Origin of the sequence: Treponema sp. JC4 (genome assembly GCF_000260795.1) — a bacterium.
In the GTDB taxonomy this organism is placed as follows: Bacteria; Spirochaetota; Spirochaetia; order Treponematales; family Treponemataceae; genus Treponema_D.
The window spans coordinates 1-12,428 of the sequence record NZ_AJGU01000046.1; the positions used below are offsets into that span (position 1 = coordinate 1).

Below are 12,428 nucleotides of genomic sequence, written 5' to 3' on the forward strand. Positions count from 1 at the left end.
ATAGGAATTCCACAGACAATGTAAAGCAGTCTTTCGGCTGCAAAATGTGTTGCAAAAATTATTGTTCCATAATAAATAAACAGACACAAAAACGTTGATGCAGAATTGATGAGAAGTAATTCTGTAAATAATTTATTCGTAGCAGGAATATTTTCTCTAGCTTTGGCTATTTCTCTCGTGCCATAATTTGGAATTCCAAGCGGCGCTAGAATCACAAAATACTGCGCTAAATTTTGCGCAATGCCAATCCTCCCAATACCTTCAGCTAATAAAATATGGGAAACATAAACAGCCATAAAGACCGGGAAAATTAAATTTACCACCTTGTGTAATGAGTTGAACGCAGCATTTAGCGCAATCGATTTTTCTTTCAAAACGTAACCACCTTAAGCTATTCTACTAAACCAGACATCAACTTGATATACTCAGAAGCAAAAGTCTCTGTAGTAAATAAATCTTTATATGTTCTTTGATTTATAACATTCAGGTTTTTCTTATCTTCTGCGCTAAGTTTCATAATGAGAGTAAGTTTTTTGTCAAAAATCCTGTTCATTATCATAAAGAACAACTCCTGGATACTTATCAGAATCGAAATACTTATTACCACCAGTATTAGAAACCAAAGCAATCGTTCCTATTGACAAGACCTCCAAAAGGACTAAATCAAAATATGTTTCCTTATTTGGTAATACAAAAACATCTGCAGCATTCATAATAGAATAGGGATCATTTGTCCAACCAATTTCAACCCAATGATCGTTTTTAGGATAGACAATGTTTCCTTGAGCACCAGCAACCAATACGTAAGTGTTGCCTGAACAAAATTTCTCACAATACTTTATTAAATCATCATATCCCTTAATTGCGCTGTGCCGTCCAACAAAAGACAAAACAAAAGCATCTTCTGGAATGTTATATTTTTCCCTTATTTCCAACTTGCTTTTTCTTATTTGGGGTTTCAGCGTTCCTGTTAAAAAATAACGATATTTAAACTGATTCGTCTTCTTAAATTCCCTATAACCTTCCCAACGATTAATATAGGGTTCGTCAGAATATTTCGTGGGAAAAACTATATAATCGGCTCTATTAAATGCATATTCATCAATTTTGTACAATTCAGAATATGTTTTACGCAGTAGTTTTCTTTCAATTTTTGTTGAATTTTCAATAAATTCCTGATGCAACGGCTGAGGAGAGTGCGACGTTAACGCAATTTTTCCTTTATAGTTTTCAAGACTTTTCCTTAACGTATAAATGCTATACGTATCGTGGAAATGAATAAGGTCGTAATCATCTATATTAACGACAGGTTTTGACACCTTATGAATAATATTATATACAAATTTTCCGTGTTCTATTGAGCGAATAGTTTTTATAACAAATGCTGGTAGATGTTTCTTTATTTTTTTCTTTTTTCATCTTCAAAGATATGTTGTTCTGCCGGCAAAAAGGAAATTGACACGTCTCTGTTGTCGACTTTTCCCAACCCGTTATTTAAATTAAACAGATATCCCTTGGGACCACCAGTTGGAGCTAAATCACTTATTCTTCTATATATGAGGATTTTTTCATTTTTTCACCTTTATCGCGATTTTAAATTATTTTCCTGCAAAAAAGCATTAAAAAATTCATTTCGTCTTTTCTTTAACGTTTCCTGCTCAAATTCTTTAGCCCGTTCAAAACTGATTGTCGCATATCTTTTTAACCTCTCCTTTGTAAGTCCTTCAATAATACTACAAATTTGATTAACATTCTTTTTTACAAAAACCAATTCCTCCGGAATTAATTCAGGAATTCCTGCTGTACGAGAACCTAGGCAAGGTAACGCTCGGCTCATAGCCTCAACGACTGCTCGAGGCAACCCTTCATGTAATGAAGGCTGAATGTATAAATCCATATCCAGAAGAAAATCATACACTTTCTGATGAAGCATGGCTCCAGTAAAAATCACCTGATCTGATATACCATATTTTGTAGCCTTATTTTTTAAATAGGTTTGGTCGCCTTCGCCAACAAGGTAATAAATTACTTTAACACCTTTTTCTTTCAGTTTTTTCAAAGCTTTCAAAGCATAAACCTGTCCTTTAGCCCTTGCATTTACGCCCGCTACAGTAGTCATTTTATATATATGGTTATTATCATAATTGTCTATTTTTTTTAGCCTTGTATGCAATATAGAGTCTTCAAGTTTGTCAATTTCTACATCCGAAATGCCTATACATTTTCCTTTACTAGGATATTGGCTCTGTAAATACTTTTGCGTCACATAAATCGTATATTCTGACTCTTTAACCGTTTTTCTTGTATCAAGTTCTCTAAATGGGGCTAGGAATTTTCCACTTAAACTATGATGCCAAAAGGAAGCAAATATATTGCCAGTAACTTCACAAATGCATGGTTTATTATATTTCTTTGCATACTTAGCAGCAGCACAACCAAGAAGTCCTGGTCGTTGCACGACAAAGTCAACTTGTTTGACCAATTCCTCAATAAAGGTAAAGTATTTCTTTTTGTTTATAAAATACATGCTAGATGATGAAGGACTATATGGAGGGCAGATATACTCTATATCATTTGACTTTACTTCTGTTAAGCCGGTAACATCAGTCGCATGCACTAATCTTTCGCAAACAATTAGTTTGTCACAATATGGAAAATATAATTTATGAAACACCTCACTAGTCATCATAAGTGCATAATAACGATTGTCCTTTTCATAAACCATTCCAGTAAATACGAATAAAGCTTTGATCATATAATACCTCTTGCCAAATAAAATAGTTAATCAGCGTTTTTAGATAAATTAAAATCCAGTATACCGTTATCCAATAACCTTTCTCACTATTTTGATTAATCCAAGTTTTCTTAAAATCCTTTTTCCAATGATTTTGGCATAAACTTTTCTTGTTTTAGGACGATACTTTTCAAAAAAATCTTCTGGCATCATTTGCTGAACTTCTGTATACATCTGTTTCTGATTAAGCATAAGTTTTTTTTCTAGTCGTTCTTTTTTTCCCTCAATCTTTTTGTAGAAAGTTAGGGGATTTACTTCTTTTATATCAGCTCTTTCTCGAACAGAATCAATTATACAAGAACCTTTTCTCGTCCATGTCATTATACTAGTCGTACCATGGTTATCATCAAATTTTCTTTCAATTTTGTTTATCACAAAGCAATCCCAAATTGTGATATCACTACTTCTAGGCCATTTTTGATATACACAGTTCTTACAATTTTCTCTATCACATAAACCAGGAACGAACGACCTTAGCCATAAATCTTCTTCACTTCCCGCTCTATAAAGGCATTTTGCATCTTCATAAAGCGCCATAGTAGGATATGCATAGCCCCATGCCTTATCCCTAAAAACAACTTTGTTTACAGTAGGAAACTTTTTTCTTTGCATTTCCATATATTTACTGAAAATAAGGGGAGAGGGAACGGATCGACACAATATATCGACGGTAATCAAGTTGTCATACTCTTTTCCAAGGTACTTTAGCAGGCCATGTATTTGACACGGGGTTCCGCTATAGCAAACCTGTTTACCGCTTCTTAGAAATTCCCTGCATTGCCGATAAGTGTTTCTAATTTCGCTTTGCACATATTTTGAGTTTCTAAAAGCAGCAAGTTCTTCGATACTCTGTACATATTTATGATGAACAACGAAGTTGTTGTCCATTGTGGCGCCAAATACAACTCCACCTTGTTTAATCACAAATTCAGCAATAGCAGTAAAAATGCCACCCGATGTGGATTCTTCTCGAATTTGATCGTTTTTATGTTTTCCCACGTATGCATGGGGTTCAGCGTCCTTGCGTTCTAACGGATTAAGAGAAGGGCATACAGTCTCGCATTTTTTGCAATCTATACAGAGACTATTATCAATTACCGGATACAAAAAGCCAGTTTCATCGGCTTTCATCTCAATAGCGTTTTTAGGGCATGCGTTAAAACACGCGGCGCATCCACAACACAAATCCTTTTTTTCTAATTCTGGCATGTTCCAATCCTTTTCTTACGCTTCCAACGCTTTTTTCAAATAATCAATAGATGCTTTTCTTTTGTCGGCAACAAGTTCTTGGAGAACATTGTAATCCAAATGCAGATTCATTACATCGTCCACATTTTCATTCCCTGTAAGCATCCGATTCTGTAATCCCGTCCATCCAAGCAAAGTATGCAATCTATCATTAGCAGAGAATGCACTACCTTCGGCATCTCTGGGGAATGCAAAAAATTCAGTTCCATATATTATTGAAAAAACAGAACAATGAAAAGAATCTGTGCAAACGTATTTTGCGTGTCTGATAAGGTTTAGGAACTCACCAGGACCAACATCGTAAGGAGTTTCATCACAATAATGCTCGTCAGATTCTACAAAAGTACTACCATGGAGTAATCCGACGATTTTATAGCCAGTTTTTTCCTTCAAACGCTGAACAAATTCGCGCTGTTCAGGATTGTCTCCCATGAAGTAAGTCAAAATATAGTCGCCATCTGTAAAAGGGGCTTCGTTTTGGATATCGAGCCACTCATCTGCAGTCAGAAGCATGGTCGGATCACAAACCACAGGAATATCCCTACCTGTCAGTTGCTTTACAAGCATTTTTCCACTGTCTTCACGAACGCTAATATGTTCTATCCTATTAAGGAATTTTTTGGCGTGTTTATGAAGTTGCTTAGGCAGAACAGATACACCAAAACTTGTGGAGTAGGCAATCTTCTTTACATTGTCAGGAACAAATTCCAACGTAAAATAGCCACCAGCAATATTGGCAGCCCCCCATAACTGGTCGCTACCAACTAACGCCATATCGCATGTTGCTGATTGCTCGGACAATTGTTTCCAATTGTCAACATGTGGGAAAAATTTTATATGCTTAGAATAAAAAGCCTTATACATTTCATGTCTTACAGACATATTTTTCGCGTAATTGTCATCATTCTTTTTCTTTTTTGCAGAAGATATTGCATTTGATAAAATGTATGCTCTTTCATCTTTGTGGAGCAATCTTGTCAAATAGTATAAAACTTTTCTGTTGCGTATACTTTTGCTCAATCCGGTTATATCAAAAGTCTTGGTCTCGTAACCTAATTCGTTTACTACTCTTTTAGTAGCATAGGTTTGCAATGCACTGCCAAAATTATCTTTATAGGTAACAACTGTTAAACCAACCAAACTCATTTACTTTCTCCCATCAAGGCTTTTTCAATTTCTTCTATATAAATATTCGTCACAATATCTCGACTAAACTGATTTTCCATTTTGGCTCTAGCCGCTTTGCCCATTTCTTCTTTTTCAGCATGACTTAATTTCAAGAACTTTCTCACGGCATTTACCATAGACTCAACATTCTTTACTTCAAACAGAAATCCTGTTTTTCCGTCGTCAATACCTTCTCTTACACCAGAAATATCGGAGCCAATGCAAGGGCGGCCCATGGCACTGTGTTCCAGCACAACATTTGTCATGCCCTCATAATAACTCGGGTGAATCGCTGCATGGGCGGCTTCGATATGTGGTTTCATATCCATGGCGACACCGCCATATTCGATCACGCCTTCTTTAATCAACTTTTCAATTCTCGGTCTATACTCTTCTTCGTCATAATCACCATATATGACAAAGTTTGCATTCGGGTATTCCTTCTTGATAATCTCTGCACAGTCCAAGAATTCCTTGATGCCCTTAATAGAGACGATTCTCGCTACGTAATTGAACGTTACCTTGGCATCTGATGCTGGGTATTTTCTATACGAGAATTCCCGCAGATTCACCCCAGAGCCGGGAATATCTCTATAATGAACTTTGTTATTCAAAAGCCCGTTAATGTAATCGCGTTCCCTTGTATTTTGAAACATCAAACACGCGGCTTTTCCAAAACCAATCCTATAAAGTTGTCGCAAAAGAATCTGCAAAGGACTATTGGGGTTTTCTGATTCAATTAATCCAGCATTATTTACAATATACGGGATACCTAAGTTCCTGCAAGCCATGCCGCCATACACGCAACATTTGGTTGTATACAGCAGAACGACATCAGGTTTTTCTGCTTTGATTAATCTTCGGTATGTTTTAAGTAACTTCAAATCCGTTAAGATACTTGTACCGCGCCTATCAACATCGACATCAATAAACTGGCATCCTCTTTCGGTAAAAAAATCTATTTTCTTCCCGTAAGGACACATTAGCACAACTTCATATTTCAACTCAACAAGTTTCAAAATCAACTCGCTTCGGAAATTATAGAAGTTATTATCTTTATTGGAGATAAGAAGTATCTTTGACATTTTTACACCATCAACCCTTTATTATTTCACAGAGAGAATGGATTTCATTTTTTCCATATCGTTGATCAATCGTTATCGGAATCATGAATCTAGAAATCCAATGTTCAACACAGTTTTCCGGCATTTCTTTGCAGATGTAACTCCACCAATGCCCCTGAAAATGTTTTGCTGTTTGAAGTTTTTCCAACAAGCCATCATCCTCGATCAGTAACGGATACACCATTGGAACAGTTTTTGCATCATAGTATTCCGAGGCATTAATGCGGTTCAAACCGCCAAGCAGTTCCTGTGCTATCGCAAAATTTTGTATTCTTTTATCTTTTATATATGCATAGTCTGTTCCGTCAAGAATCGTCCTTGTAAGTTTAGACATTTTCATACAATCTTCGGTGTCGATTCTATGCTCGTTAATTTGGCGGCTCTGATAAGCCTTTCCTTCACAACCATATTCTATTCTTTGTAACATGAACAATGATGTATCTGATGAATAACATTGTTCATATTCATTTACATAACTTTCAGCACCTTTTCCAATTACATATGCACCATCTGGTACTCCTACAAATTTACGACAAGAATAGATATTCATACAGTTATCTATTGGTACATTAAAAAATGCTTGTGAATTATCAATAATTACATTTTTATATGGTTTTGCAAGGCTCTTCATCCGATTTGTAGACATTACTCCATAGTAATTAACTAATAAAACAGCCTCATTATCTGTAGGTTTTAAATCAGTTGGATTAAAATTTTTATTAATATGATAAAATTTTAATTTTACATTTTTTCTTGTCAAGAATTCTCTTACTGAATCGCATTGATAATACGGCAACCAAATACAAGTACAACCTAACACTCTAAAAGCATGCCAAATTGCAGCTCTTCCAGTATTAAGACGTGCAATATTAACTTCACCTTTATAGTATTCCATACCACTTTGGAACTGTAATTCAAGAAAGCTACCCATTTCCATTTGTAACTACCTCACTTATACTCATTCCAATGTTCAAATAAATATTCAAACGGAGCCATATCATTTTCATTATAGTAGTATGTACCTTTAGCCGCCTTAAAATCGCGTAACCATTCAGCCAAACTTACTTTACCTTTCTCAACACGAATACCATAATCTATAACCTCAGACATATCTGTAAAATCTTCAAATTCTTTCTTATCATTAGGGTCAATACATCCTGTATTCATTGATTTCACCCATAGAAACGAGAGTGGCATTCCAGCAACTGTAGATGAATAGTTCCATGCTGATGCTCTAAAATTTGCTTCAAGGAAATAAAATGTATCATCCTTATCAATCAAAAATTCAACTTCAAAGATACCTTCGAATCCGATTTCTTCAAATAAATCCTTAAGTTTCTTCCCCATTTCCTGATTTTTGAACGAGGTCACATCATGATAGGGACTATAATAACCTTTAATAAGATATTTCCAAGTTAGAGTTGTTCCAAAGAATATATCTTTACCATGATTTATTGTAAACCCTTCAATTGCATACTCATTTTTCTTATCCACGAAATGTTGAATTTGAACAATTGGACTTGTTATTTCCTTGTATGCAGTCTTCAATTCCTCTTCATTTTCACAAATGTGAACATCAGCTTTCCAACTACCAGAGTTAGGACTGATATCTTTTGTAATAACTGGATAAACAAGATTTTTGGGAATTTCTCCTACTTTTACAACATGAGAATCAAGTACATTGAATCCATGTTTTTTGCAAGTTTAAGTATTTTATCTTTATCCATAAATTCATTGATACGCCCATTACAACCAGCGTTATAACAAATAAACTTATCCTTTATGTCTTTATAATGCAGATCAAAATATCCTACACATTTATCATCGGAAAATAGAACATATGGTTTTTCTATTTCATTTCCATATTTTTTTAAAAGAAGATTATAACCTTCTTCAACAGAATCAACGAAGTATGTTTCTGATATATATTTTGATAAACAAGCTACAGGTCCTCGTCTTTTTACAGAAAAATAAATAGGATTAACTCCATTCTCGCCAAGACTTCGAATCAACCCCAGAGGATTGTAATGTTCCTGAGCAAATACAATAACAATATGTCCATTATACTTATTATTCATTTATTTTCTCCTGTTGTTTTGTTTATGATATTATTTCTTCTTCCTTTAATTTTGGGGCCCTATGTTCGTCATCTGAACGGTCAGCCTTAAAGAGTTTAGCTACTGTCATAAAGAATATCTTCATATCTAATAACAATGACCAATTTCTTGCATAATATAAATCAAATTCAGCCATCGTTCTTCTGTCATCAGATTTTTCTTCATTAACAGCTTCCCATCCAGTAATTCCAGGCATAACAGATTGTCTTTCCTCTTGTTCTTTATCAGTCATTACAAGCATTTCACGAGGTAGTATAGGACGTGGACCTATCCAAGACATTTTACCAGAAAAAATATGGACAATCTGAAATAATTCATCTATACTTAATTTTCTAATTAGTTTACCCCATTTTTTTAACCGCAGTTCATCTGGAAGAAGGTTTCCTCTTTCGTCTTTTTCATTTGTCATTGAACGAAGTTTCCAAATCATAAAAGGTTTTCTTTTATATCCAATTCGCTCTTGCTTAAATATTACAGGAGATTCTGGAGAAGCAATTTTTACCACAATCATAAATATACCGATTATTGGAAATACAAATATACTAACCAATATTGAAAAACAGATATCGAATACCCTCTTAATAATTTTCCCCATTTATAAACTCCTAAACACAGTTTCAAAGGATTCTGCATAATTTACACCAGCTTGTGCACCACGATATGCTGCAAGCCCAGTAATTGCCTCAACAGATCTTGGATGAGGATAAGGTCGCATTACACCCGAATACGCTTTAAGAGCAGTAATTTTTATATCTATACCTTCTTTATAAACTTCAACCCAAGTATTAGGAACGAACTTATTATCACCGCTATTTAAACTCCATTCAGTGGAGCTAGGAACCTCCATATATAATAATTCTTTCAATCTCGCTACACCTTCAGTTCTTTGAAACAAACGACAAGCAGCAATTACAGCTTTGCTTGTTTCTACGTGATCGATATTTACATCTGCAGGATGATGAGTAATTATGACATTAGCTTGAAAATCCTTAATACAAGATTCAATAAATTGTACAAGTTCAATGTGCGGAGTAATATTCATTTTAATATTAGGAAAATCAGCATGATATGATTTTTGAACTCCAAGTATTTTCAAAGCCTTTGCTTCATCTTCTGATAATGTTAAAGACAAATTTTTTCTGGCAGAAGCTTTACCAACCATAATAGCTACAGCCACTTTGTGTCCTTCATTCACAAGCTTATGAATAGTAGCTCCTGCCCCTAGCACTTCATCATCAGGATGTGCAACAACAATTAAATAATTCATTATATATATTCCTTATATTTTTATTTTATTCAATATTTATTCATGTAGTTCTACAGGCAAACTATCAGGATCAAAGATATACCCATATCTTTTTCCAAGCCAATCTGTATTAATTTCTATATCTGAAAGTCCAAGTTCTTTTATAGTATTTTCGATATTATCAACTTTCAATGCTAAGTGACGTAAACCAATGTTTTCAGGATTAACAGCACGAGGCGGATGATTGGAATCAATAAATAATTCTATCTGAATACCGTAACCTTCCATAAGGACAACAGTGTCATAAGTTCTTTCTTTACGAAATATTTGATTAAATCCAAATTTAGTATAAAACTCTACACTTTTTTCAGAACTTACAATAATGGCAAAATGATGAATTGCTTGTATCATTACTTTCTTTCCGGTTTATGATACTCTGGTACAGCCTTCTTTACAAATGCTACCATCTGTTCTGGTGTCATATCGCAAAGTTTGCCGATTTTCTGTGCAAGTGTCTTTTCTGAGAAATCGTCATTATTAACAACCTTGGCACGGAAGATTTTCTGGTTTTCAGTTGGAATAGTATTATCCTTATCTGCAAGAAGCTCTTCGTAAAGCTTTTCTCCAGGTCGGAGTCCTGTAATTACAATCTGACTGCGACCGTCACCAAATGTGTTAATAAGCTTCTGGGCAAAGTCATAAATCTTAACAGGTTCACCCATATCAAGAACCATAACTTCTCCACCTTTTGCAATTGTTGCTGCACGGAATACAAGACCAACAGCTTCTTTAATTGCCATAAAGTAACGGATAATACGTTTATCTGTTACGGTAATTGGTACACCTGCTTTTATTTCTTCAAGGAAGATTGGAAGCATACTTCCACGGCTTCCAATTACGTTACCAAAGCGTACGCAGCAGAATTCTGTTGTTTCACAGTTCATTGATGACGCAATCATTTCTACAACACGTTTTGTTGCACCCATGATATTTGTTGGGTTTACTGCCTTATCTGTAGAAATTACAATTACACGTTTTACTTCGTTCTTTTTAGCACTGTTGAATACGTTGTAACTTCCGTAAACGTTGTTCAAAATTGCTTCTTCAGGGAATACTTCCATTAATGGAACATGCTTATAAGCTGCAGCATGAAGAACAATATCAGGTTTATACTGGTTAAAGATTCTTTCTACCTTTGCAGCATTCTTAATATCACATACAACAGGAACTACTTTATCACTCCACTCTGCCTGGTAGTTCAAAAGACGCATACCAAGGTCATGAAGTTCTGTTTCATCAATATCAAGAAGGATTAGTTTTTCAGGATCAAAATCCATAATCTGGCGGCAGATTTCTGAACCGATACTTCCACCGGCACCAGTTACTAAAACTGTTTTATTTTCAAACAATTCTTTAATTGGTTTAACTTCAGGTGTAATAAGGTTACGACCAAGAAGGTCTGCATAATCAATATCACGTACAGAAACATCTGTTGTTTTTTTCTGTTCAAAAAGGTTTGGAATAATCTTTACAGAAATATCATATTTCTTTGCGATTTCAACTGCTTTCTGAATTTTTTCTGCACTAATAACTTTTATAGCAATAATAAGGTTTGTAAAATTTTCTTTTAAGGCAATCTGCTCAAGGTCATCAAGAGTACCTAATACTTCTACACCCTGAACAATACGACGCTTCAAGTTACGGTTATCATCAATAAAACCAACTACGGAATAAGGGAAAGAACCTTTATGAGAAAGTCGGGCCATAGTTGAACCAGCATCCCCAGCACCATAAACTACAGCTTTGGGAAACCGAGAAGAATATCTGGTATAGCCCTGCATGCGGTATGCATAACGAATTCCCATTGTTCCTGCGAGTGAAAAAACTGAATATACAATACTCCAGCGGCTCTGTACAGAAACAAAACTATATATAAAACCGATTATAACTTCTGCAATAAGAAAAACACCGAACAAAGATGTAATAGCTTTAAAAATAAGGTCTACAGAACCATCGCTGATTCTTAAACGATAATATTTTGAAAGCCAAAGGATTAAAAGCTGGGAAAGAACATAGGGAATAAAGATATATGGATTAATATGGCGGACACTGCCTAATACAATGAAGTTTGCAAAAAGTCCCGCAATTATGAAGGTAAATAAATCACACAAAAGAAGTACTACAAACTTCTCTCTGCGTGAAATATTTTCAAGTTTAGTTTTAATGACAGGCATTTATATTCTCCGATTTTTAATTAATATCAATGCTTAACGAAGTAAATTACGTACTGCATTATCTTTTAATTTAATTATACTGTATTAAGATGTTTGTAGGCAATTAGCAATTACCTTTTTCCTGAAAATGCATAAAACCGCTTGATTTATAAAGCCTTAGATTTCAGATATAAAGTTGACAAAAAGAAATTTATTTTTGAATTATGATAATTTTTTGAAAAATATTCTATTTTGCAAAAAATTATCAACTTTTAACATATAGTAAATTCACCATGCCCAACTAGTTGTTATTTCGATATAACTTTTATACAAAAAAAAGAAATTTTCAAAATAAAGACAAACAATATTGATATTTTGAACTCTTGTTACCGCAAATAAAACCACCAGCACATCATATTTCCATATGACCAAGCTATGCTAAAGGCGCTTTATACTACAACATTTGAGGCTAAACTTATACCGAAATATACATTTTGTACAATGAGCGTCTGACTACCT

13 protein-coding genes are annotated in these 12,428 nt (G+C 34.5%); all 13 read right to left on the reverse strand.

The window, feature by feature from the left end; translation table 11 throughout:
- On the reverse strand, positions 1 to 374 hold a 374-nt coding region (locus MSI_RS11805; RefSeq protein ID WP_039924830.1), incomplete at its 3' end, for an oligosaccharide flippase family protein.
- Positions 375 to 536: 162 nt separating this feature from the next.
- Positions 537 to 1,319, reverse strand: coding sequence for a glycosyltransferase family 4 protein (locus MSI_RS11810; RefSeq protein WP_009107321.1), 783 nt, complete (start codon positions 1,317 to 1,319; stop codon positions 537 to 539).
- A gap of 263 nt (positions 1,320 to 1,582) precedes the next feature.
- Positions 1,583 to 2,755: a glycosyltransferase family 4 protein gene (locus MSI_RS11815; protein ID WP_009107324.1), complete on the reverse strand. Its 1,173-nt coding sequence runs from the start codon at positions 2,753 to 2,755 to the stop codon at positions 1,583 to 1,585.
- Positions 2,756 to 2,821: 66 nt separating this feature from the next.
- The gene (locus tag MSI_RS11820) at positions 2,822 to 4,003 is read right to left on the reverse strand and encodes a Coenzyme F420 hydrogenase/dehydrogenase, beta subunit C-terminal domain (protein ID WP_009107325.1); all 1,182 of its coding nucleotides are present in this window, start codon (positions 4,001 to 4,003) and stop codon (positions 2,822 to 2,824) included.
- A gap of 15 nt (positions 4,004 to 4,018) precedes the next feature.
- Positions 4,019 to 5,188 (reverse strand): polysaccharide pyruvyl transferase family protein, encoded by a 1,170-nt coding sequence (locus MSI_RS11825; protein ID WP_009107327.1) that lies wholly within the window; start codon positions 5,186 to 5,188, stop codon positions 4,019 to 4,021.
- Positions 5,185 to 6,294 (reverse strand): glycosyltransferase family 4 protein, encoded by a 1,110-nt coding sequence (locus tag MSI_RS11830; RefSeq protein ID WP_009107330.1) that lies wholly within the window; start codon positions 6,292 to 6,294, stop codon positions 5,185 to 5,187. The genes MSI_RS11825 and MSI_RS11830 overlap by 4 nt, the downstream gene beginning before the upstream one ends.
- A gap of 10 nt (positions 6,295 to 6,304) precedes the next feature.
- The gene (locus MSI_RS11835; protein WP_009107331.1) at positions 6,305 to 7,270 is read right to left on the reverse strand and encodes a hypothetical protein; all 966 of its coding nucleotides are present in this window, start codon (positions 7,268 to 7,270) and stop codon (positions 6,305 to 6,307) included.
- Between the two features lie 11 nt (positions 7,271 to 7,281).
- Complete coding sequence (locus MSI_RS14900; protein WP_202799342.1) at positions 7,282 to 7,980, reverse strand: hypothetical protein; 699 nt, start codon at positions 7,978 to 7,980, stop codon at positions 7,282 to 7,284.
- A gap of 11 nt (positions 7,981 to 7,991) precedes the next feature.
- Positions 7,992 to 8,411, reverse strand: coding sequence for a hypothetical protein (locus MSI_RS14905; protein WP_009107336.1), 420 nt, complete (start codon positions 8,409 to 8,411; stop codon positions 7,992 to 7,994).
- A 22-nt stretch (positions 8,412 to 8,433) separates the two neighbouring features.
- Positions 8,434 to 9,045, reverse strand: a complete 612-nt coding sequence (locus MSI_RS11845) for a sugar transferase (protein ID WP_009107338.1) — start codon at positions 9,043 to 9,045, stop codon at positions 8,434 to 8,436.
- The gene (locus tag MSI_RS11850; protein WP_009107339.1) at positions 9,046 to 9,717 is read right to left on the reverse strand and encodes a PIG-L deacetylase family protein; all 672 of its coding nucleotides are present in this window, start codon (positions 9,715 to 9,717) and stop codon (positions 9,046 to 9,048) included.
- 36 nt (positions 9,718 to 9,753) lie between these two features.
- Positions 9,754 to 10,107 carry a VOC family protein gene (locus MSI_RS11855; protein ID WP_009107341.1) on the reverse strand — a complete coding sequence of 118 codons (354 nt, stop codon included), beginning with the start codon at positions 10,105 to 10,107 and terminating at the stop codon, positions 9,754 to 9,756.
- On the reverse strand, positions 10,107 to 11,930 hold the full coding sequence (locus MSI_RS11860) for a nucleoside-diphosphate sugar epimerase/dehydratase (protein ID WP_009107344.1): 1,824 nt from the start codon (positions 11,928 to 11,930) through the stop codon (positions 10,107 to 10,109). The genes MSI_RS11855 and MSI_RS11860 overlap by 1 nt, the downstream gene beginning before the upstream one ends.
- Positions 11,931 to 12,428 lie beyond the last annotated feature (498 nt).